This is a genomic window from Flavobacterium sp. Sd200 (genome assembly GCF_009826935.1).
Lineage (GTDB): Bacteria > Bacteroidota > Bacteroidia > Flavobacteriales > Flavobacteriaceae > Flavobacterium.
In genome coordinates, this window is record NZ_WUMN01000002.1 from 441,117 (window position 1) to 464,380 (window position 23,264).

Genomic DNA, 23,264 nt, shown 5'->3' on the forward strand with positions numbered 1-23,264 from the left:
TTATTTGTTTAGTTGCTTTAAAATTTCTTTTACGGTCTCCATATCATCAAAATCATACTTCACACCTTTAATCTCCTGATAGGTTTCGTGGCCTTTGCCAGCTATCAGTATAATGTCGTTAGGGCGGGCAAGCTGGCAGGCAATTTTTATGGCCTGCTTGCGGTCTACCACAGCCACTGTTTTTTTATAGTTAATAGGCTCTACGCCTTTTTCCATATCTTCAATAATATCTTCGGGCACTTCGCTTCGCGGATTGTCAGAAGTAAAAATGGCCCTGTCGCTCATGCTCGATGCAATGTGGGCCATAATAGGCCGTTTGGTCTTATCCCTGTCGCCGCCACAACCCACAACAGTTATTAGCTGTTCGTTTCGTGTACGGATATTCTCTATAGTGCTCAGCACATTTTCAAGCGCATCTGGCGTATGGGCATAGTCTACAATGGCAGTTATTTTGCTGTCTGACACTATAAACTGAAACCTGCCGGAAACACTTTCCAGCTCGCTAAGCAGGCGCAATGCCTCACGGTCGTCTAAGCCAAGGTTTACTGCCACGGCATATATTGCCAGCAGGTTGTAGGCGTTAAAAGTGCCTATAAGTTTAACCCAAACCTCTTCACCATTTATTTTTAACAACAGCCCACTAAGCTGGTTTTCCAGTATCTGTGCACGATAGTCGGCATAGGTCTTAAGGGCATAGGTCAGTTTTTTAGCTGCGGTATTTTGCAGCATTACCAGCCCATTCTTATCATCTACATTAACCAGCGCAAATGCCGATTTTGGCAAATGGTCAAAGAAGGATTTCTTAACATCCCTATACTCTGCAAACGTTGCATGATAATCCAAATGGTCGTGAGAGAGGTTAGTAAACACACCGCCCACGAACGTTAATCCTTCCGTACGGTTTTGGTGTATGCCATGCGAGCTAACCTCCATAAAACAATACTCTACGCCAACGTCTACCATTTCCCTCAAATACCTGTTTATGGTAAGCGAATCGGGCGTGGTGTGTGTGGCAGGATATTCTTTATCGTTAACCAGTATTTTAACTGTACTTAGCAGCCCTGCACTAAAACCTGCATTTTTAAAAAGCTGGTTTAGCAGCGTGGCTATCGTGGTCTTTCCATTTGTGCCTGTAACACCAACAAGCTTAAGGCTGGCCGACGGATTGCCGTAATAATTAGCTGCCATAAAAGCCAGTGCCGAACTGGCACTGTTTACCACCACATAAGTAACGGTATCTAGAACTGTATCGGGCAATACTTCGCATACCACAGCCACAGCCCCAAGGCTAATAGCTTTTTGTATATAATCGTGTCCGTTGCTTTGTGTGCCTTTTATGGCAACAAAAACATCGCCCTCTTTTATTAAGCGCGAATCGAACTCAATTTTAGACACAGATATATCGGTAGGGCCTTTTACAAGCTCTATCGCCGCCTTATATAATATGTCGCGCAATAGCATCACGATAATTCGAGTATTATGGTTTGATCTTTATTAAAAGCCTGACCCGGTTTTAACGACTGTTTTTTAACCTTGCCCACGCCAATTACCTGTACTTTTAACCCTATGTTGCCCAACAATGCAACGGCATCCATACCGCTCATGCTTATTACGTTAGGCACCATGTCTTTTTTTATTTTGTTTTGCTTGTCATAATAAGAAGCAAATAGTTTTTCCTGTTCCTTTATCGTAGCATCAAGTTTTTTAACGTTGTTGGTAGAAGGCAGATCGGTAAATATCTTTTGTGCTATCCTTCTAAACACCGGACCCGAAACATCGGCACCATAATATCCCTTGGCTACGTGTGGCTTATTGATAATAACAATGCACGAATACTGCGGCTCATCTGCCGGGAAGTACCCCACAAAGGTTGACGAGTAATACATATCTCCATTAGTCTTACCTCCTTTACCATAGTTAACCTGAGCCGTACCCGTTTTACCCGCCATAGAAAAATTAGGCGAATAGAGTTTACTACCCGTACCTTTTTTAACCACGTTCTCCATAATGGCACGTACCTGGTCAATGGTTTCCTGCGAGCATATTTGCGGGTTCATTACCTCTTTATCAAACTTTTTAATGGTTTTGTCCCACTCTTTAATTTCCTTTACAAAAAGTGGTCTTACCATCTCGCCATTATTGGCAACCGCATTATAAAAAGTAAGCGTTTGTAACGGAGTTAAGCTTACATTATAGCCAAAGCCCATCCAGGGCAATGTTGTGCGCGACCACATTTTATCATTTGGTTGCGGTATATATGGTTTACCTTCCCCTTTTATAGAAACACCAAGCCTTTTATTGAGCCCATATTTATTAAGGTTATTTACAAACCCCCATGGATTGTCTTTGTAGCTCTCATACACCGCCTGAACCAGTACTGTATTAGAAGAGAGCTCAAAACCTCTCGCCAACGATATTTTACCATAACCACCTTTGTGCGAATCTCTTACGTGTCGGCCATTAATAACTATGTCACCACCCTTAGTATCATATACTTTACTGGTATCTACCTTTTTATCTTCAAGCATAGAGATAAGTCCGGCAAGCTTAAAGCTCGATCCTGGCTCTGCCGACTCGCCCACGGCATAGTTTATTGTTTCGTAATACGACCCATCGGTAGCACGACCTAAATTTGAGATAGCCTTTACATAGCCTGTCTTGGTTTCCATAACCACCACACAACCATGATCGGCCTCATAATACTCCAATTGTTTTAACAATGCATGGTGAGCAATATCCTGTATATAAACATCTATGGTAGATATAACATCATAACCGTCTACAGGTTCTACTTCGTTAACATCGCTAATAGGTTTCCACTGGTTGCGGGCAATTTTTTGCATCATGTGACGTCCATCTTTACCGTTTAGGTAAGAAGCAAAAGCCCCCTCGATACCCACATACAGCTTTTCGCCATCATCATCAATACGCTCATAACCCACAGTACGCTCGGCAATTTTACCTATAGGATGCTCACGCACCGTTTTTTGTTCGGTTATTATACCACCTTTATAAGCCCCAAGTTTAAACAACGGAAAGCGTTTTATGCGAAGTAGCTCTGTATAACTAAGCCCTTTTGCTATAAAATGATACCTGTCTTTATTGGTACGTGCTCTTCGTAACTCATTAAAATAATGATTAGACGATTTGCATAGCATTGCCGAAAGCGAGTCGGCCAGCGGCTCCAGATATTCATCAAAATCCTCCTGCTTGGGCGCAAGAGCATCAAACCTGATAATATAATTAGGTATAGACGTTGCCAAAAGGCTGCCATCTGCGCTGTATACATTGCCCCTGTTTGCCGGAATGGTAAAGTTTTTAACGGTACGCTCTCGCGCAAGCTGACGGTAATAGTCGCCCTCAACCCACTGTATATTAGTGAGCTTTACAGAAACAAGTATAGCCATCACAAAAATTGCGAAGGCTACCAGGTATATCCTGTAAGAGACTTTTTTATCGTCTGTTTTTACTTCCATATTCGTTGCCACAAATCCTTTTCTTCTTTCTCAGTAACCTTTATCTTTTTGGGCGGTGCTGCCGAAGGATAAATTTCTCTCTCTTCCATTTTGCGCGCCACGGTGCTTTCCATTTTAAGCTCCATCAGTTCGCAGCGGCGGTCTATAGATTCCGACCTCAGCTCTTTAATTTCGCTTTCCAGTGCGGTTATATAGTAAAGCTTTTGCTCATAGCTGTGCGAATTTGCAATCATCAGCATAGCCATAAGTACTAAGAACACAATAAAGCCCCAGTTCTTCATAGACCCATCGTCTACAAGATATTTTGCTTTAAGTAAACTGTACACCCCGCCTTTCATAACCCTATTTCTTTTCGGCCACCCTAAGCTTTGCGCTGCGTGCCCTGTTATTAATTTGTATCTCCTCTTCTGTAGGAACGATCAGTTTTTCGATGCTCTTAAAAGGCACTTCAAAATTCCCGAAAAAATCACGCTCCGGCTCGCCTTCAAACATACCGTTGCGCATAAAGCGTTTTACAAGCCTGTCTTCAAGCGAATGATAGGATATTACGCTAAGCCTACCGCCCGGTTTAAGTATTTCAAGAGACTGCACCAAAAACTCTTTCAGCACATCCATTTCCTGATTTACCTCTATACGTATTGCCTGATATATCTGCGCCAATATTTTATTGCTTTTATGCCCCGGCAAAAAACGGCTCAATACAGCTTTAAGCTGGTTGCCATCGGTTATTGCGGCATCGCGGCGCGCATTAACAATAACATTTGCCATAGCACCTGCATTTTTAAGCTCGCCATAATCAAACAAAACCCTTTTAAGTTCTGCCTCATCATATTCGTTAACTACCTTAAAGGCATCAAGGTCGTTCTTTTTGCTCATGCGCATATCGAGTGCGGCATTAAAGCGCGTGCTAAAGCCTCGCTCTGCCACATCAAACTGATGCGACGAAACACCCAGATCGCCCAAAATACCATCTACCTCTTTAACCCCATGAAAACGCAGGTATCTTTTTATAAACCTAAAATTTTCGGGTATCAACACAAAACGCTCATCATCTATTATGTTAGCCTGCGCATCTTCATCCTGGTCAAAACCAAACAATTTACCGTTTGGTCCCAGCCTCTTCATTATTTCGCGCGAATGACCCCCACCACCAAAGGTTACATCAACATACACCCCGTCGGGCTTAATATTAAGTCCGTCTACCGTTTCTTTAAGCAGCACAGGGTTATGATATTCCATCTTCGTCATCATTTAAATTTCCCATCACTTCTTCAGCAAGACTCGCAAAATCATCTGCAGACTCGTCTATAGAAGCCTCATACTTCTCTTTATCCCAAATCTCCACGATATTCACCGCCGAAGAAAGCACTATATCATTTTTAATCCCGGCAAAAACCACCAGGTCTTTGGGTATCAGCAACCTTCCGGCACTATCCATCTCTACTACTTTAACCCCAGCCGTAAACCTCCTTATAAAATCATTATTCTTCTTTACAAATCGGTTAAGCTTGTTTATTTTCGCCATCATTTTGTTCCACTCCCCCATAGGGTAAAGCTCAAGGCAAGGCTGAAAAACCGAGCGTTTTAACACAAAACCCTCCTCCAGGCCTTCATGCAATTGCTTCTTTAAAGGAGCAGGCAGCATGAGCCTTCCCTTTAAATCTGCCTTACATTCGTATGTGCCTATAATGGTATTCAAGCAGTTAGGTTTTTAGTCTTAACAAAGCAAATATAGAATTTTTTTACCACTTGTTACCACCCACTCCCACTTTGTTGATAAGTTTTACACTTTTTTTACCACCTGCTAACATATTGCTGCATTTTGAGCCTGCCACATGCTTTTGCATATTTTGACACTCAGTTTTTTAAACCTGAAGATTGTTTAAAATTTTAAGAAAACTTAACAATCATATTACGAAACCCTAAAAGTTTATTGATTTAGGAATATTACAGCCAAATATCTTTATTTAACTAATTTTTAAAGTTTGAATAATTGTAATGCAACAGATTAGAAAGTGCTATATAAAATTTAAGCCAATTTATGACAGCTTAAAGTCTACTTAACTTATATATTTATATATTTGTGCTGATTTGAATGTTTACAACCAAGATGCAAAGCACACACAAAGACGGAAAATACAGCTACTATGAGGCTGGCGAAGGCACCCCAATTATTATTCTTCATGGCCTAATGGGCGGATTAAGCAACTTTGACGGTGTGGCAAAATATTTTCCGGAGCATGGGTATAAAGTGGTAATACCCGAACTGCCTTTATATACCCAAAGCATTTTAAAAACCAACGTTAAGGCTTTTGCCCGGTGGGTTAAAGATTTTATTACCCACATGGGTTTTGAAAGGGTTATACTTTTAGGTAATTCGCTTGGAGGACATATTGCACTGTACCATACAAAAATGTATCCTGAAAAAATGCTTGGGCTGGTTATTACAGGGAGCTCGGGCCTTTATGAAAGTGCTATGGGCGACAGCTACCCGCGCCGTGGCGATAAAGAATACATTAGAAAAAAAGCACAGGAGGTTTTTTATGATCCTGCCATTGCTACAGATGAAATTATAGACGAAGTATATGAGGTGGCCAACGACCGCATTAAGCTTATAAAAACATTAACCATTGCCAAAAGTGCCATTAGGCATAATATGGCAAAAGACCTGCCTAAAATGCATGTTCCAACAGGCATTATTTGGGGAAGGAACGACACTGTTACTCCACCCGATGTTGCCGAAGAGTTTGACAAACTTTTGCCGAACAGCACCCTATACTGGATAGACAAATGCGGGCATGCTGCCATGATGGAGCACCCGGACGAGTTTAACCGCCTGATGCACGAGTGGCTAAAGAAAGCGGGGCTGTAAAAGAATTTTAGATTCAGGAATTCAGACTGGGCTTCACCCGAATCTTTTATCATAACCAAATAAAATACTAACCTGACGGCAATACGTCAGGTTTTTTTATTTGAAGACACCCTGTATGACACTTTATTACCTTCTTTTATGCCTAATTTAAAAATCGCTACCTTTGCGACTTTAACGGCAAATGCCTCCAAAACACAATCTCATGAAAATTAATACTGCCGAATTTATTGTAAGCAACTCTGATGTTAAGCTTTGCCCTAAAGAACTTATACCGGAGTATGCCTTTATTGGCAGGAGTAATGTGGGCAAGTCGTCTTTAATAAACATGTTAACGGGGCGCAACAGCCTTGCTAAAACATCGGGCAGGCCGGGTAAAACGCAGTTAATAAACCACTTTAAAATTAACAGCAACTGGTTTTTGGTCGATTTACCGGGCTATGGATATGCGCGTGTTTCTAAATCTACTAAAGACACTTTCCAGAAATTTATTACCGATTATTTTGAACGTCGCGAACAGCTGGTGTGCGCCTTTGTGCTTATAGACATTAGGCACGAGGCCCAAAAAATTGATCTTGAGTTTATGAACTATCTGGGTGAGGCGCAGGTACCGTTTTGTATAATTTTTACAAAGGCCGATAAAATTAGCCGTGGCAAAATAGATGCCCATGTTGCCGCCTACCGCAAGCAAATGCTGGCAGGAGACTGGGAAGAAATGCCACAGCATTTTGTAACCTCATCTACAGAAGCCACAGGCCGCGACAGTGTTCTTGACTACATTGAAACCGTAAACCAGGGGATTTTTGACAATCAGGGATTTTTATAGTTAGGCAAGGCTACTCATTAAGGTAGCGTTGCACGAATTCATTTTTATAGACCTCTCCTAAGGATATTTCGTGCTCAGCAATATACAGGTTATGGCTGTCAAAAGAGTCTACCACCGCAAGGTTTACAATATACGATTTGCTTACACGCATAAAATTCAAAACAGGCAGTTTTTGCTGTATGGTTTTAAGGTTCATGGCTGTAATGAGTTTTTGAATTTTGGTATATAGCACCACATAATCTTTTAAACCCTCAATAAACAATATATCTTCAAAATTGATTTTGTAATACCGCCTGTCTGCCTTTATCACAAGAAACTCGTTGCCTGCTTTTTCCACCACGCTTTTCTCTGTTTCGTCAGATAGTAGTTTTTTGTATAAAACGGCTTTATTAATAGCTTTTTCGAGCCTGTCTTTTTCAATAGGCTTAAGCAGATAATCCACCGCATCGAGTTCATAGCTTTTAAGGGCATACTGCGAGTAGGCAGTGGTAAAAATTATTAGTGTTTGGGCAGGGATCTGTTCAGCAAACTCCAAGCCTGTCACCTTTGGCATCTGTATGTCCAAGAATACCAAATCAGTCTTATTGTCTTTTAAAAAAGCCAGTGCTGCAGGGGCGTTCGAGAACATTCCCACAATTTTAATATCCGAAACTTCCTCTATAAGTTCCTGCATGCCCTGTCTTGCCAAAGGTTCGTCGTCTACAATTATACAGTTCATAGCGGAATGTTTAGGTTAACGGTATATTGTTTGGCCGTTTCTTCAATTGTAATTTGATAATCATCTTTATATAACAGCTCCAGCCGCCGTTTAATGTTTGCAAGCCCCAGTCCGCCTGCTTTGGTGTTTACAATAACCTCATCGGGGCTTTTAGTATTACTACAGGTAAAATTAAGGCGGTCATCATGCATCGTTAAAACAATTTGTATTACAACCTCATTACCCATAATATCTACACTGTGCTTAATGGCATTTTCTACAAAGGTTGTAAATATATTAGGCGGAATATAAATATTGATGGGGTTGGTTACACCGGTCTCGGTTTTTATACTGAAATTAAAATTATCCCTTCGTATCTTCTCAAGATTAAGAAAGTTAGAAAGAAACTCAGTTTCGGCTAAGAGCGAGGTTTTTTCTTCGTTATTATCATACAATTGGTAGCGCAAAAACTCAGAGAGTTTTACTACTACGGCAATGGCTTTTGCAGGACTGTTTTTTATAAGCACATTTACATTGTTTAGCATGTTGAACAAAAAGTGCGGATTTATCTGGTTTTTAAGCGCATCGAGTTCCATACGCACAGTAATATCGTTCAGCTCGCTAATTCTTTGCTGGTCTTTTATCCACTTTTGCATAAGCCTTGCTGCAGTTGTGGCTAAAATAATCGGAGTCACAAAAATGGTGGCAGCGATTATTTTCTTGACATCGGTTATTTCGGGTTTTATTCCTATGCGATAGGGCTCAAAAAAAGTATCTGTAATATAATTCATAAAAGAAAAACCTGTCATTATAAGCAACAGCACCAATACAAAATACAACAGATAGCGTCCTCCAAAAAAAAGAGGCATAAGCACATAAATATTAAAATATATTATGATTGCAAAAACCACATGCGGCATAATATTATGGTAAAACTCAATGTTGCCGCTAAATTTATTTAACTCTCTTAAATTAAACAGCACTCTTGCACTAAGAGAGAGGGCAACAAAGCTGGCAATCATGCATACATGACGTAACAGCCTGTAGCGGTCATCTATTATAAGGCTTATTATCCTGTTATTTACATCTGTACTTTTTTTCAGCATTTTTCAAATTTACTTGTACAAAAATAGCATTGCTTTCTGTCGCCAACAGCTATTTTGTACAAAACCTGCCTTTTATTATACCAAATTGCCTTAAAAGGGATTTTGTATAAAATAAAGGGTGGTTTGTATAAATAAAAAAATAGCAGCGATTGTTAGCTGTTTATTTGCAGCAAAAGTTAAGCCATGAGTTTTAATAAACTACAGCTTTTAGCAGACGAAATATGCAACATGCCCATTTGCGAAGCAGAAAAAGAAGAGCTGCTGATGCAGGCTGCCGGGCTTATAAGGTTTGCCGAATGCTATGATAAAGAAATTATTATTAAAGAGCACAGAGGGGTTCTTAGCATTATAGGCCATAAAAGTAATAACAGTGGTGTTGTCCTGTTCGATGCAAGGCACGCCGGAGCTCTTATGCCTATACCCGCCGTTAATATCCAGGCCATAAAGCAGGCTAAAGAAGTAAAAGAATTTTGGTTTGTATATATAGCCGACTATAAAGAACATGTACAACAAAAAGTGCGCGACTTTATTGACGCAAACAATTTGCGCACTGTTTATGACAGGCTTTTTGTTTTCGATTTTTTTAAGGCAACCATACATACCCTTTAAAACCGCTCCACAATGTTTAAGTTATCTTCGACTTTAAAATTATTGCTTCCGGCAGTTATCATTATGTCTCATAAAGCCAATGCCCAGGCTAAGGACACCACTGCTACAAAAAAAATAATAAACTATGCTACAGATAAATTTCCTATTACGCGTTTTTTAAACGTAGAGTTCAATCAGGTAGCTCCTTTTACAATTAAACCAAAATTATACGGAAGCAGCCTTCCTGAACGCGATGTAGAAGCCTTCAACCAGGCAAGGGTTAGTGCCAATATTAACTTTATAAAATCTAAACAATGGATTGTAGGCACAACTTTGCTGTACCGCTACATGCATTCTGAAACAGAATATACAAACCCGCTGACAAATATTGGGGTTAAAGACAATTTTGATTACCATTATTACTCGGCATCGCTAAATATTACACACTTTTCAAGGCTTGCTAAAAAACCTGTTATATATAGTGCCAGTATAATACCCGATGGTGGCAATGAGGGCATAGAAAGAGTAAGAGGATTTTTATCGGCTACAATAGTCTTGAAAGCAGATGCCAAAACCAAAATGACCGTGGGTCTTCTTGGCTTTATTGACCGAAGCGCACAAACCCCGGTAATACCATCGTTTTCTTACGAACGCAAGCTGAACAACGGATGGATAGTAGATGTTATATTGCCCAAACAGCTTTTTATGAAAAAGAACATGTTTACAAACGGCAGGCTTTCTTTAGGTACAGAGCTTGATGCAACGATGTTTTACTTATATGATTTTAACGGAGATACCTCAAATGTGTATCAGTTTAACCAACTCGAAATCAATTCCGGACTGACCTATGAGCATTGCATAGGCCCGTTTATCGCCACACTTAAAACAGGTTTTAAATCGATACCTACATCGAGGGTTCTTTTAAAGAACGACAAAAACACCGATTATGTTTTCGAGGCCAAAAGCAATGGTGCTTTTTACCTCAATTTAGGAGTATCGTTCAATCCTAAATTATGATAATTCGTACTATCCCCGGTACTTTGAAGGCCTAATTTGAAACAACTGTACAGACTATACTTCTAAGTCATGGCTAAATCTATTTGTAATATCTTTACAAAAAATTAGAGCTATGCCAATCCTTACCATAGGTCATCGCGGGGCTAAGGGCCATGAACCCGAAAATACGCTGGCATCTTTTGCCCAGGCATTAGCATTTGGCGTGCATGGTATTGAGCTGGATGTGCATGTATGCGCCTCCGGAGAGCTTGTGGTTATACACGATTTTACCGTAGACCGTGTTACCAATGGTTCGGGCGAAGTGCATAAAATGACCCTGTCTCAACTTAAAGCCCTGACCATTGAGCCCGATCAAAGCATACCGACACTTGAAGAGGTATACACCCTGATAAACAAACGCTGTTTTGTAAATATAGAAATGAAAGGCAGGCACACCGCACAACCGGTATCTGACTTTATTATTGATCTTGTGGCGAATAATGGTTACCAATATTCTGATTTTTTAGTATCAAGTTTTCAGCATGAAGAGCTGGAGGCATTGAGCAACCTAAACCCCAAAGTGGCATTAGGTGTACTTACACAGGCCAGCGTTACCGAGGCCATGGAGTGGGCAGCACAGCTTAAGGCTAAGGCTATACACCCTCATTTTTCTTTACTAACCGAAAGCAACGTGCAAAAAGCGCACGATGCCGGGCTTAAAGTATATACCTGGACGGTTAATGACCCGGAAGATATAGCGCGTATGAAATTGTATAATGTAGATGGCATCATCTCTGATTATCCCGAAAGGCTATGAGCAAGACCTATGATATTATAATAGCCGGAGGCGGTGCAGCAGGCTTTTTTACTGCTATTAATATTGCAGAGGCTAACACAAAACTAAAAATAGCCATTTTAGAACGCGGCAAAGAAACGCTTAGCAAAGTGCGCATATCGGGTGGTGGCAGATGTAACGTTACGCATGCCTGTTTTATACCTAACGACCTTGTAAAATTCTATCCGCGGGGCGAAAAAGAACTGCGCGGCCCTTTTAACCGTTTTGCCGCAGGCGATACCATAGAGTGGTTTGAAAAACGTGGGGTAGAATTAAAGATCGAAGAAGACGGACGCATGTTTCCAACAACCGATAGTTCGCAAACCATAATAGACTGTTTTAACGCTCAGGTAAAAAAGCTGGGCATACAGGTGCTTACAGGCCAAAGCATACAATCGTTATACAAGGCAGAACATCATTGGAAAATAGAAACACAGAACGAAACTTTTATAGCTGCCAAACTTGTTATGGCTACAGGCAGCAACCCAAAAATGTGGGACATGCTGTCAGACCTTGGGCATACCATTGTTCCGCCCGTGCCATCGTTGTTTACCTTTAACATAAAAGACCCGCGCATAAAAGACCTCATGGGAGTATCGGCCATGGCAACCGTAAAAGTAAAAGGCAGTAAACTCGAAGCTTCGGGCCCGTTGCTCATTACCCATTGGGGCATGAGTGGGCCGGGCATATTGCGCCTTTCGGCATGGGGAGCAAGAGAACTATCTGATAAAAATTACCAATTTGTGCTTCAGGTAAATTGGCTTAACGATGTTGATGCCGAAGACTGCGACACCGTTTTAAAAGAACTGAAGCAGGAACATGCAAAAAAAACAGTCAGCAAAAAATCACCGTTCGATTTTCCTAACCGTTTATGGGAAAGCTTTGTTACCGCAGCGGGCATAGCGGCTGAAACCAAATGGGCAGACCTTAACCGCAACCAATTGCAGGCACTGGTAAACCAGTTGGTAAATGCAGAGTTTAATGTTAATGGCAAAAGCACCTTTAAAGAAGAGTTTGTTACCGCAGGTGGTGTAGATCTTAAGGAAGTGAATTTTAAAACCATGGAAAGTAAACGCATAGAAAACCTATATTTTGCAGGAGAGGTTATAAACATTGACGCCATTACAGGTGGGTTTAACTTTCAAAATGCCTGGACAGGTGGGTTTATCGCAGCGCAAAGCATTACAGGTATCGAATAAAAACAAAAAACACCCCGTGGTTTAGGGTGTTTGGTGCTTTTAATGGCAATGCTTTTAAACTGCCGCTTTCTTCTCTGATTTTTGTGTAGAGGTTTTTTCCTTTAAAGTGGTGTTGAAGGTTAAACAATATCCAAAGTTTTTGCTTTGTTTACAAGGTCTACAAGGTTTGTAACATGCAGCTTTGTAAGCAGGCGCAATTTGTAGGTACTTATTGTTTTTTCGTTAAGTTCCAGCAACCTGGCAATTTCCTTATTCTTTTTGCCTTCGCTAAGGTAGCGCAGCACCTCTATTTCGCGCGATGAAAGCTTGCGATACAGCCTTTCCGACTTTTTACCTTTGTTAAGCAGCGCAAGGTTCTTTTTTACGGCATCACTAAATACCACTTCGCCATCAACAACTTTTTTAATAGCACTTTCCAGCTCCTCCATTTTTGCGCTTTTGTGCACATAGGCAGATACACCTGCTTTTAGTGCATTGGGGGCATAAATTTGTTCGGCAAGGTTGGTAAATATAATTACTTTGGTTTCAGGAAATTCCTTAATAAGGGATTTTACAGAACTAATACTTGTAAGCCCCTCGAGTTCCAGGTCTATAACGGCAGCATCCACAGTTTTTTTACCCAACACGTCAAGAAGGCTTTCCAGATTATTTACCACCCCCGCAAAATTAATTTGTGGATTATCGCTAAAATACGACTTCATCCCATAATGCACCACAGGATGATTATCCGCAAGGCATAATTTAATCATAATTGCGTTTTTTAGGGTTTATACATCAGTAAAGTTAGCCATTAGTTTCTTAAAGTATTGTGAATGAAAGAATTTTATTTCAAATTTAAGGGAATTTCACAAACCGGTATGGGCTGCATCTTATGCTGGTTAATAGTATTAAGTCTTTTATATATTGCGAACACTTCTTTTTGGCGGCCTTCAAAATCATCTGCATTTTTGCCTTTATCATTTTCTTCCATAGCCCATTCCAGTTCTTCATAGCTGGCACCAAGCTGGTCTTCGTCGCTGCGGTCGTCGCCAAAAAGACCATCGGTAGGTGCTGCGGTAATTATGGCATCATGAACGGCAAGATAGCCCGCAAGCAGGCGCACTTCGGTCTTGGTCAAATCGGCAATTGGGCTAAGGTCTACCCCACCATCGCCATATTTGGTGTAAAAACCCACACCAAAATCTTCTACTTTATTACCTGTTCCGGCCACAAGGGCATGGTTTATACCAGCATAATAATACAGTGTGGTCATGCGCAGGCGTGCACGGGTATTGGCAAGTGTAAGATCTGTAGTATGCTGGTCGCTGCTTTGAGGCATTAGATTTTTAAAATCGTCAAACACCTGCGTTAGGTTGGCTTCTGCCGATGACACATTGCTAAAACGCTCTTTGAGCAGTTTAATATGTTCTGTTGCGCGGCTAACATGGCTTGCCGCCTGGTGTATAGGCATTTGCACACAAAGCGTGGGCAACCCGGTTTGGGCGCATAGTGTAGAGGTCAGGGCAGAATCTATTCCGCCCGAAATGCCCACAACAAAACCTTTTACTTTTGCGTTAGTGGCATAGGCACGCAGCCAGTTTACTATGTGGTCGTTAATGGCTTCGGCCTGAAAATTAGTGTGTGTAGGCATAGTACTATATTTATTAAAAGTATGTTAAGTATATTTGCCATAAAATTAAAGAATCGGCATTAAAAAAATTAGCAATAAAACCTTAAAATGAAGAAATATATACTGTTTATTGCCCTTGGGTTGCTTGCCCTGTCCTGCAAAAAAGAAAATGCGGTAGAAGAAAAAGTGGCATCTGTAAAAGTAGGCAATATTGATATTGAGCGTTTTGACGATGCTTTTTATAACAGCAAACCCGAAGACCTGCCCAAACTTAAACAACGCTTTCCGTACCTTTTCCCTGCGGGTAATGAAGACACGGTATGGACAAACAAAATAAAAAACCCTTTGTTGCAGCAACTGCATCAGGAGGTAGATAAAAAATTCCCCGACACTAAAAAACTGGGGCAGGATGTGTACGACCTTATGCAGCACATTCGCTACTATTATCCGCAAACACCTACACCAAAGGTTATTACGCTGATATCTGAAATGGATTATGAAAACCGCGCCATTTATGCCGACACCCTGGTACTATTGTCGTTAGATCTTTATTTGGGCAAAAACCACCGTTTTTATGTAGACTTCCCGACCTATCAAAGGCAGGAGTTTGAGCCCACGCAAATTATGCCCGACCTTGTTTCGGCGTTTTCTTACGGCAGGATAGCTCCTCCGCGCGACCGCACATTACTGTCGTTAATGATATATTATGGCAAGGAACTTTATTTAAAAGATATGCTGTTGCCCGACACGCCCGACCACAATAAAATTGGCTATACCAAAGAGCAACTCGATTGGGCAAATTTGAACGAAGACGAAATGTGGCGTTATTTTGTAGAGAATAAACTTTTTTACAGCACCGATATTAAACTTCCCGGAAGATTTATTAACCCTGCACCTTTCAGTAAATTCTATCTTGGTTTCGATAACGAGTCGCCGGGCCGCACAGGCCAATGGCTGGGCTGGCAAATAGTAAGGGCATACATGCAAAACAATAAAGGCGTAACTTTGCAGCAGCTAATGGGCACCGATGCCAAAACTATTTTTGAAAACTCTAAATACAAACCCAAGAAATAATGTCTGATACAATTTTAAAATCGGAAATAAATATAATTGTTGAACTGGATGACAACCGCGTTCCTGAAAAACTGAAATGGACAGCCCGCGACGGTGGCGTGGTTAACCAGGAAACCAAAGCCCTGATGCTATCTGTATGGGACAGCAAACCACAGGAAAGCATGCGCATTGACCTTTGGACAAAAGACATGCCTGTAGATGAAATGAAGGTGTTTTTTCATCAAACATTAGTATCTATGTCAGAAACTTTTGAACGTGCTACCGGCGACAAAAAAATGAGCGAGACCATGAAAGATTTTTGTGATTATTTTGCCGAAAAACTCGAACTGAAGAAAAAGTAAACTATTGCTTTTTTCCATTTCGAATGAAGCGCAGCGAAATTGAGAAATCTCTTTAAACCGGGATCCCTCCTTCCTCAAAATGGAATAGCATTTTTCTAAATCATACAAAGCGGCCTGTGCCGCTTTTTTTATCAATAAACCATGCAAATAAACCTACGCGCCTATCAGCCCGAAGACATAGAACAAATTGTTGCCCTGTTCAGGAATACCATACACACAATTAACATAAAAGATTACTCGCAGGAGCAGGTAAACGCCTGGGCACCGGAAACCATTGATGCCCAAAGATGGGGCGCAAAACTCTTAGAACATTATACCGTTGTGGCACAGTATAACAACATAATTATTGGCTTTGGAGACCTGCACAGCAATGGCTATTTCGACCACCTTTTTACGCACAAAGATTATCAGGGCATAGGTGTGGCGTCTAAAATTGTTGAAGCCATAGAGGCACATGCCAAACAGGAAGGGATAGAAGTCCTCAAGGTGCATGTATCTATAACGGCTCGAACCTTTTTTATAAGTAAAGGCTATAGCGTTGTAAAGCCCCAGCAGGTAGAATACAACGGGCAGGTGTTTACAAACTACGTTATGCAGAAAAATATTCAGTAGTACCTGTATTTACAAAAAAAACAAAGAGCGCAAGCCTAAACGGCCTGCGCTCTTCTTTCAAAAATAAAACCCAAAATTAATTTTTGATAAGCCTTATAGTTTGCGATGCATTGCCCATTGTTACTTTAGCAAAATAAATTCCGGCTGCAAATGACGTAGCATCTACAACAGACGTATTACTGGCGCTAAATATTTCTTTACCCGTAACATCTGCAATACGAATACTGTTTATACTGTTGTTGCCAGCATTGAAATTCCATACATTTTGTGTTGGATTTGGGTGTACTGTAATAACAGAAGCCGAGAAATCATTACGCAATGCTGTTATATCCATAAACATATATTCTCCACTAATTCTGTCAAACATTACATTATAAGTTCCTGCTACAATTACAAAGTTAGGTGCATCGGCTTCTGTATTGCCAGTACCTACAGGAAAATCAGTACCGCCCCAGTTGGTCCATGTCCACACGTGGTTAAGCCTGAATTTAGCCTCTCCCCCTGCAAATGTAAAATTAGAGAGCGTGTAGTTAAAACCATTGGTAGTACTAAGGTCTACATCGGTGTCCCAATTAACAACCCCGGCACCAATAAGACTAATGGTAACATAGTTAAAGCTGTAAGCACCTGTATTTTTATTAAACGTAATATTATAACTGTTGCCCAACACAGGGATACTTTGCCCCAAAACTGCAACCCCGGTAGGGAAAGACGGACTTCCCCAGCCTACTGTAGCATCGTTAATCCTGAACGAAACATCACCTGTATCCAAGATGGCATTCTCGGCTGTATAGGTTATACCATCTGCCGTACTCAATACAAGAGAACTGCTGCCCACTATGCTAACCTGATCGTAGATAACGCCGCTTGGCAAAAAGGTATAAGCACCTGTATTTTTGTTAAACGTAACATCCCACGTTCCGTTAGCTGCCGGGATGTTAGGTCCGTTTTGTGAAGCCGTTCCGCTAGGAAAACCCGAACCGCCCCAGTTCATACTCCAGGCATCATCCTGTCGGAATTTTACACCGGGGTCTACAGGAGGAACACTAATAACTACGTTGTTCAGGGTATAAATAATCCCATCGGTAGTAACCATATCCACATCAGATCCCCATCCGTTAGGCATAGAGCCGCCAAGCATACCAATATTGGCATGCTGACCCATCATCATTGCCGTGCCCGCTATGAACACTGTGCAAAACGCAAGTAATTTTTTGATCATAATTTTTAAAATTTAATTCAAGAAAACGTTTTAGTAAATTGGTTAAAAAAATGGCTGTGCCATTACAACACAGCCAATATTGTTACATTACTTCGTCAGTATCCAGTACTGCCATGGTTTGGCATCAAGTTTTTGACCTTCGGTAAGCGTTATTTTTTCCCCGGTCATATAGTCGGTAAACGTTCCTGCAACCCGAACAGTAAACGCCTGTGCCGACTTAGAAAGGTTTGCTATATAATACACCTTCTGATCATCTTTAGCCCTTTCAAACGCAAGTACTTTATCATCTGCCGATGTCTTAAGCCTTGTATAAGAAGCAGGTTTTTTGCCCCCATTAAGTGCTATATTGGTATTTTTAAGCCTGCCCAGTTTTTCATACACGGCAAACATTTTCCCTTCAGTCCTATCAATTGGGTCCTGCTCGAAAAATTTAAGGCGGCGTTTGTTGTCATACTCCTGCCCGGTGTAAATTAGCGGCATGCCCGGCATGGTATAGGTTAGTGCAGCAAAAGTTTCAGCAGCATCTCCCATGCGCTCATACTCGCTGCCGTTCCAGGCATTTTCGTCGTGGCTGCTGGTAAGGTTCATCATAATATCATCGTTCTCATATTTTTCAGAAAGATGTGTCATAAGCTTATCCCAGTCGGCAACCGTTTTAGTGCCTTTTACAATATCGTTCATTACATGGTGCGCTTCAAAGCCATAACCCATATCAAACTGACCCTTAAGCAACTCCGGCTTTTCCGACTCCATAAGCATGAACAGCGGTTTAACCTCCTTAAGTTTCGGGATGGCAAAGTTCCAGAAATCAGTAGGCACATTATCGGCCACATCACAACGGAAACCGTCTATGTTTACATCCTTAACCCAGTACAGCATGGCATCCTTCATAGGCTCATATACCTTTTTGTTAGTATATTCCAACTTGGCAACGTCTGTCCAGCCCCATGGCTTGCCTGTGTTAGGGTCTATCGGGTCGGTTACTTCGCCTTTGGCATTGTGCTGATAATATTCAGGGTGTTCGGTAATCCATTTATGGTCCCAGCCTGTGTGGTTTGCCACCCAGTCTAATATTACATACATGCCGTTATCGTGGGCAGTTTTTACCAGGTTTTCAAAATCCTGCAACGTCCCCATATCGGGGTTAACAGCCGTATAATCGGTAATGGCATACCAGCTGCCCAGGTATTTTTTCTTTTCGTTAGGGTCGGTAATATCTTCAATAGATTTATCGCCCGTTGCCTTGCGGCGCTTCATCGAAATAGGGTAAATAGGCATTACCCAAAGTATTTTTACACCCAGTTGCTTTAGCTTCGGGATGTCTTTTGTAAAGGCATTAAACGTACCCTCTTTGCTGTAGTTGCGAATGTTAGCCTCATAAATAACGCTGTTCTCTGCCGTCGCATCACTCACAGGCGGCAGTGCCGCAGCATTAGTTTCTGTCTGGGCAACAACCTCTTCGGTTTTTTTATCTTCTTTACAGCTCCATAACAGGGTAAGCGCAAGAAGTGTTATTATTGTTTTTTTCATGTATAGAAAGGTTTGGTTATCATGATTATTTCAATTCCAGCACCAGCACCGATTTTGCCTCCATAGTAACATCGCCACTTAGGTTTACAGCTTTGCCCGTAATAACATCTGTACCCGATTTATGAGTTTTAATACTCTCGGCAAAGCGGTTGGTTTTAAAGGTTTTGCTTTCGGCACTGTTGTTAACAGCCACCATAACGGTTTCCTTGTCGTTATGCCTAAAATATACATACACGTTATCCTGCGGAATGTATTGCGTGGTTTTGCCTGTATGCAGCACCTCTTTGCCTTTGCGCCAGTTGAACAGCTTAGCCGTAAAGTCAAAATACTTTTGCTGTTCTGCCGTGCGGCCTGCTTTAGTAAACGCATTGTTTTTATCGCCTGCCCAGCCACCCGGAAAATCATGACGGATGTCGCCATCGCCTTTGCCTTTGTCGCCTGCCATGCCTATTTCGCTGCCGTAATACAATTGCGGTATGCCCCTTTCGGTAGCCAGTATAGCCATAGCCATTTGGTATTTTTTAAAGTCGTTTTTATAGATCTCATTAAAACGGCCTGTATCGTGGTTCTCGGCAAACGTTAGTATGCTGTTGATGTTAGGATACAAAAAGTCGTTAGCAAGGTTGTTGTACATTTTAAACATACCCCTGTCCCAGCCGGCATCGTCTTCGTTAAAAGCCTGCGCAAGGGCATCCATACCTGTAAAATCCATAACGGTAGGCAGGTGCGAGTTAAAGCTTTGTATAGCGCCCACCTTGCTATCTTTTTGCCAGTAGGCCATTTGTGCCTGGTCGTTCATCCATACTTCGCCTGCAATATTAAAATAAGGGTACTCGTCGGTAATGGCTTTGGTCCATTTAGAGATTCCTTCCTTATCATTGTACGAATAGGTATCTACACGGAAACCGTCAAGGTCGGCATACTCTATCCACCAAATGGCGTTTTGGGTAAGGTATTTCAAGACTAATGGGTTAGATTGGTTAAGGTCGGGCATACTTGGCACAAACCAGCCGTCTACACACTGCCTTTTATCTATTTTAGAAGCGTTGGTATCAAACTGTGTAGCCATGCGGTAGTTGCTTTGCGAATAGCCCGGAAACTGGTGCACCCAGTTGTACATAGGCAGGTCTTTATACATCCAGTGCTCTGCGCCCCAGTGGTTGGTAACGTAGTCGAGGATAAGTTTCATACCGCGCTTTTTCAATTCTGCCGAAAGGCGCAGGTAGTCTTCGTTAGTGCCATAGCGCGGGTCTATTTTATACACATCGCTCTGGCCGTAACCGTGGTAAGAGCCGCGCGCATCGTTATCTTCGCACAACGGTGTAGACCATAATGCCGTGGCACCAAGTTCTTTTATGTAGTCAAGGTTTTTAATAATACCCTCTATATCGCCACCGTGGCGTCCGTTAAGGTTGTTCCTGTCGGCTTTCTCGTTGGTGTTTTTTGTACTGTCGTTGTTTGGGTTGCCGTTGGCAAAACGGTCGGGCATGATAAGGTACACCATATCTGACGAATCATAACTTTGCCTTGTGGCCGAATTTACCCTACGCTCTTTAAGCGTGTACTTTTGGGTAAATGCAACCTTATTTTTGCTTTTGAACGAAAACGTCAGTTCAGATGCCGGAACGTTTTTAGTATCGATGGTTACAAAAACATAGTTTGGGTTTTCGGTTTTAACCACATCGGTTATCACCACATTGTTAGATACCGATGGTGCATACTGTGCTATGTTCTTTCCATAGAACAGTATCTGCAACTCCGGGTTGTTCATGCCTGCATACCAAAAGGGCGGTTCTACCCTATCGGCCTGTGCAAAGGCAACACCCGATGTAAAAAGTAATAATAAAAGTAATTTTTTCATTGTTGTTGTTTACTCCTGCAAGGTTTTGAAAACCTTGTAGGTATTAATAATTATAGTTAGACCTCACCCCCAACCCCTCTCCAAAGGAGAGGAGTTGGGGGTGAGGTTTATATTACACCGTTACCAGCGTATTAGGCTGTACGGCAACTTCTTTACCATTTACAAATACAGTAAGTTCTTTATCGCCCTCAAGGGTAAAGCCTGTGCCTGTGGCCTGTACCGATATTTTTAATACCTGCCCCCTAAAGTTTACCTTAAACGAGTAACCTTTCCATTGCTCCGGTATCCTTGGCTCAAAGTGCAGGGTATCGTTTTTAACGCGAAGGCCGCCAAAGCCCTCTACAATACTCATCCAGGTACCGGCCATACTGGTAATGTGCAGGCCTTCCTCTACTTCTTTGTTATAATCATCAAGGTCAAGGCGTGACGTGCGCAGGTAGAACGTGTAGGCCTGCTCCATCCTGCCCAGCACTGCTGCCTGTATAGAGTGCACGCATGGCGATAAAGACGATTCATGCACCGTAAGCGGCTCATAAAAATCAAAGTGTTTTTCAAGGTCTTCTTTGCTAAAATGGTCTTCAAAGAAATAGAAGCCCTGAAGCACGTCGGCCTGCTTGATATAAGGCGAACGCAGTATCCTGTCCCAGCTCCATTTCTGGTTTATTGGGCGTTGGCTGCGGTCTAACTGGCTAACAGGCACAAGCTCTTTATCAAGGAAACCATCCTGCTGAAGGTACACTCCATGCTCTTCTGAATATGGGAAATACATATCATCCGACACTTTTTTCCACTCCCTTATTTCTTCGGCTGTAAGGTTTACCAATGCCATAATACGGTCGTGGTCGGCACTGTACTCCTCCTTAACTTTAACTATTTGTTCTACGGTATAGTCAATACACCATTTGGCAATATAGTTAGTGTAAAAATTATTGTTTATGTTGTTCTCGTACTCGTTAGGGCCTGTTACTCCTAAAATTACGAATTTATTTTTGTTGGTAGAAAACGTGGCCCTTTGGTGCCAGAAACGCGCAATGCCAATAAGCACCTCCAAACCTTTTTCAGGAATGTAGCTGTAGTCTCCGGTAAAGCGGTAGTAGTTGTAAATGGCAAAAGCAATAGCCCCGTTACGGTGAATTTCCTCAAAGGTAATTTCCCATTCGTTATGGCACTCTTCGCCGTTCATGGTAACCATGGGATACAAAGCTGCACCATTTTTAAAGCCAAGTTTTTCGGCATTCTCTATAGCCTTACCTAACTGGTTGTGCCTGTAGGTAAGCAGGTTTCTTGCCACCTGCTGGTCTTTGGTAGCCATATAGAACGGTATGCAGTAGGCCTCGGTATCCCAATAGGTGCTGCCGCCGTATTTCTCTCCGGTAAAGCCTTTAGGACCAATGTTCAGCCTTGGGTCTTTACCTAAATAGGTTTGGTTTAGCTGGAAGATGTTGAAACGGATGCCCTGTTGTGCCTTAACATCGCCATCTATGGTAATATCGGCCATTTCCCAGATAGATGCCCAAGCCTGTTTTTGCTCTTCAAGCAGCGTGTCATATCCTTTGGCTTTCGCCGATGCTATAACCGCCTTGGCGGCATCTATTAGCGCATCTTTGTCATGGTTAAGCGATACGGTATAACCGCCAAATTTAACAATGCCACTTGTGTCACCCTGATTAACTTCAACCCTGTAGCTTAGCTGCACACTGGTTTTTCCTTTTTCAGTGGCCACAGGCTGCACTTCCTGGTCGTCGCCATTTAAAATAATGCTGTTACGCATAAAGGTTGCCACACTAAAGTGGGTTTTAAATGTGCGAGCCGTTACAAAGCCCTCGTTGCCTTCATGACGCAGTGCAAGGGGTTCCCAAAAGGTTTCTTCCCAATTGGCATCCATGTTTTTAACGCCTGCATCTACATAAGGTTTATAAACTATAGTAGCGGCACCGTTTACTGGAGTAACCTCATATTTTATTACACCCAGTTCGTCGTTATTGATACTCAAAAAACGGCGCACGTTTACCTTAACTTCCATACCGCTTGGCATTACGGCTTCAAAAGAGCGGTTGTACCAACCCTCTTTCATATTCAGCTCACGCCTAAAGTTTACCACCTCGCTGCAAGTGGCAAGGTCCAGGGTCTCGCCGTTAATTTCTATGTCAATGCCTATCCAGTTTGGGGCGTTAAGCACCTTTGCAAAATATTCGGGGTAACCGTTTTTCCACCAGCCCACTTTTGTTTTATCGGGGTAATAAATGCCTGCTATATAACTACCCTGAAAGGTATGCCCTGTGTATGTTTCTTCAAAATTGGCACGCTGCCCCATGGCACCGTTACCTATACTAAATAAGCTTTCGGATGATTTTACCCTTTCCGCATCAAAGCCCTCTTCTATTATACTCCAATTGTCCGGTATTATGTAATCCTGGTTCATC

The 23,264-nt window shown here is 41.9% G+C and carries 22 protein-coding genes; 9 read left to right on the plus strand and 13 right to left on the minus strand.

Features of this window, described 5'->3' with window-relative positions; translation table 11 throughout:
- Genes GR160_RS08090 through mraZ form a run of 5 tightly spaced genes read right to left on the minus strand, consistent with a single transcriptional unit; the run spans window position 1 to window position 5,175 of the window.
- Window positions 1–1,461 carry a UDP-N-acetylmuramoyl-L-alanyl-D-glutamate--2,6-diaminopimelate ligase gene (locus tag GR160_RS08090; protein ID WP_202390752.1) on the minus strand — a complete coding sequence of 487 codons (1,461 nt, stop codon included), beginning with the start codon at window positions 1,459–1,461 and terminating at the stop codon, window positions 1–3.
- Window positions 1,461–3,476: a penicillin-binding protein gene (locus GR160_RS08095; protein ID WP_160749355.1), complete on the minus strand. Its 2,016-nt coding sequence runs from the start codon at window positions 3,474–3,476 to the stop codon at window positions 1,461–1,463. Before GR160_RS08095 ends, GR160_RS08090 begins: the two co-directional genes overlap by 1 nt.
- Window positions 3,467–3,814: an FtsL-like putative cell division protein gene (locus GR160_RS08100; RefSeq protein ID WP_160749356.1), complete on the minus strand. Its 348-nt coding sequence runs from the start codon at window positions 3,812–3,814 to the stop codon at window positions 3,467–3,469. The genes GR160_RS08095 and GR160_RS08100 overlap by 10 nt, the downstream gene beginning before the upstream one ends.
- Before the next feature lie 4 nt (window positions 3,815–3,818).
- Window positions 3,819–4,727 (minus strand): 16S rRNA (cytosine(1402)-N(4))-methyltransferase RsmH, encoded by a 909-nt coding sequence (gene rsmH / locus GR160_RS08105; protein WP_202390744.1) that lies wholly within the window; start codon window positions 4,725–4,727, stop codon window positions 3,819–3,821.
- Entirely contained in the window at window positions 4,702–5,175 is a 474-nt protein-coding gene (mraZ, locus tag GR160_RS08110) for a division/cell wall cluster transcriptional repressor MraZ (protein ID WP_160749358.1), read from the minus strand. Before mraZ ends, rsmH begins: the two co-directional genes overlap by 26 nt.
- Window positions 5,176–5,586: 411 nt before the next feature.
- On the opposite strand from mraZ, the gene GR160_RS08115 reads away from it, so the two are divergent.
- Window positions 5,587–6,348 carry an alpha/beta fold hydrolase gene (locus GR160_RS08115; RefSeq protein ID WP_160749359.1) on the plus strand — a complete coding sequence of 254 codons (762 nt, stop codon included), beginning with the start codon at window positions 5,587–5,589 and terminating at the stop codon, window positions 6,346–6,348.
- Window positions 6,349–6,550: 202 nt separating this feature from the next.
- The gene (gene yihA, locus GR160_RS08120; RefSeq protein ID WP_160749360.1) at window positions 6,551–7,171 is read left to right on the plus strand and encodes a ribosome biogenesis GTP-binding protein YihA/YsxC; all 621 of its coding nucleotides are present in this window, start codon (window positions 6,551–6,553) and stop codon (window positions 7,169–7,171) included.
- A gap of 10 nt (window positions 7,172–7,181) precedes the next feature.
- Here yihA and GR160_RS08125 read toward each other — a convergent pair whose 3' ends face one another.
- Window positions 7,182–7,889: a LytTR family DNA-binding domain-containing protein gene (locus GR160_RS08125; RefSeq protein WP_160749361.1), complete on the minus strand. Its 708-nt coding sequence runs from the start codon at window positions 7,887–7,889 to the stop codon at window positions 7,182–7,184.
- The gene (locus GR160_RS08130; RefSeq protein WP_160749362.1) at window positions 7,886–8,974 is read right to left on the minus strand and encodes a sensor histidine kinase; all 1,089 of its coding nucleotides are present in this window, start codon (window positions 8,972–8,974) and stop codon (window positions 7,886–7,888) included. The genes GR160_RS08125 and GR160_RS08130 overlap by 4 nt, the downstream gene beginning before the upstream one ends.
- Before the next feature lie 183 nt (window positions 8,975–9,157).
- Here GR160_RS08130 and GR160_RS08135 point away from each other — a divergent pair, with 183 nt between their 5' ends.
- The 4 genes from GR160_RS08135 (at window position 9,158) to GR160_RS08150 (ending at window position 12,592) form a co-directional block, all read left to right on the plus strand.
- A complete protein-coding gene (locus GR160_RS08135; RefSeq protein WP_160749363.1) occupies window positions 9,158–9,583 on the plus strand; it encodes a hypothetical protein in 426 nt (141 codons plus the stop codon).
- A gap of 12 nt (window positions 9,584–9,595) precedes the next feature.
- Window positions 9,596–10,579 (plus strand): hypothetical protein, encoded by a 984-nt coding sequence (locus GR160_RS08140; protein ID WP_160749364.1) that lies wholly within the window; start codon window positions 9,596–9,598, stop codon window positions 10,577–10,579.
- A 112-nt stretch (window positions 10,580–10,691) separates the two neighbouring features.
- Complete coding sequence (locus GR160_RS08145) at window positions 10,692–11,375, plus strand: glycerophosphodiester phosphodiesterase family protein (protein WP_160749365.1); 684 nt, start codon at window positions 10,692–10,694, stop codon at window positions 11,373–11,375.
- Window positions 11,372–12,592: an NAD(P)/FAD-dependent oxidoreductase gene (locus GR160_RS08150; RefSeq protein ID WP_160749366.1), complete on the plus strand. Its 1,221-nt coding sequence runs from the start codon at window positions 11,372–11,374 to the stop codon at window positions 12,590–12,592. Before GR160_RS08145 ends, GR160_RS08150 begins: the two co-directional genes overlap by 4 nt.
- 119 nt (window positions 12,593–12,711) lie before the next feature.
- Here the strand turns inward: GR160_RS08150 and GR160_RS08155 are convergent, their stop codons facing one another.
- Together GR160_RS08155 and nadE are read right to left on the minus strand one after the other, a co-directional pair.
- Complete coding sequence (locus GR160_RS08155) at window positions 12,712–13,341, minus strand: response regulator transcription factor (protein ID WP_160749367.1); 630 nt, start codon at window positions 13,339–13,341, stop codon at window positions 12,712–12,714.
- A gap of 74 nt (window positions 13,342–13,415) precedes the next feature.
- Entirely contained in the window at window positions 13,416–14,222 is an 807-nt protein-coding gene (nadE, locus tag GR160_RS08160) for an NAD(+) synthase (protein WP_160749368.1), read from the minus strand.
- An 87-nt stretch (window positions 14,223–14,309) separates the two neighbouring features.
- Between nadE and gldB the strand changes: the two genes are divergently transcribed.
- From gldB to GR160_RS08175, 3 genes are all read left to right on the plus strand, one after another.
- Window positions 14,310–15,275, plus strand: a complete 966-nt coding sequence (gene gldB, locus GR160_RS08165; RefSeq protein WP_160749369.1) for a gliding motility lipoprotein GldB — start codon at window positions 14,310–14,312, stop codon at window positions 15,273–15,275.
- Complete coding sequence (gldC, locus tag GR160_RS08170) at window positions 15,275–15,616, plus strand: gliding motility protein GldC (protein WP_160749370.1); 342 nt, start codon at window positions 15,275–15,277, stop codon at window positions 15,614–15,616. Before gldB ends, gldC begins: the two co-directional genes overlap by 1 nt.
- A gap of 141 nt (window positions 15,617–15,757) precedes the next feature.
- Window positions 15,758–16,228, plus strand: a complete 471-nt coding sequence (locus GR160_RS08175) for a GNAT family N-acetyltransferase (RefSeq protein WP_202390745.1) — start codon at window positions 15,758–15,760, stop codon at window positions 16,226–16,228.
- 76 nt (window positions 16,229–16,304) lie between these two features.
- Here GR160_RS08175 and GR160_RS08180 read toward each other — a convergent pair whose 3' ends face one another.
- The 4 genes from GR160_RS08180 to GR160_RS08195 all read right to left on the minus strand — a co-directional run bounded on the left by GR160_RS08180 (window position 16,305) and on the right by GR160_RS08195 (window position 23,263).
- Window positions 16,305–17,450, minus strand: a complete 1,146-nt coding sequence (locus GR160_RS08180) for a T9SS type A sorting domain-containing protein (RefSeq protein WP_160749371.1) — start codon at window positions 17,448–17,450, stop codon at window positions 16,305–16,307.
- 87 nt (window positions 17,451–17,537) lie between these two features.
- Window positions 17,538–18,980, minus strand: a complete 1,443-nt coding sequence (locus GR160_RS08185) for an alpha-amylase family glycosyl hydrolase (protein WP_160749372.1) — start codon at window positions 18,978–18,980, stop codon at window positions 17,538–17,540.
- 25 nt (window positions 18,981–19,005) lie between these two features.
- A complete protein-coding gene (locus GR160_RS08190) occupies window positions 19,006–20,841 on the minus strand; it encodes a glycoside hydrolase family 13 protein (RefSeq protein ID WP_160749373.1) in 1,836 nt (611 codons plus the stop codon).
- 112 nt (window positions 20,842–20,953) lie between these two features.
- Window positions 20,954–23,263, minus strand: coding sequence for a glycoside hydrolase family 65 protein (locus GR160_RS08195; protein ID WP_160749374.1), 2,310 nt, complete (start codon window positions 23,261–23,263; stop codon window positions 20,954–20,956).
- Window position 23,264: the final 1 nt, after the last annotated feature.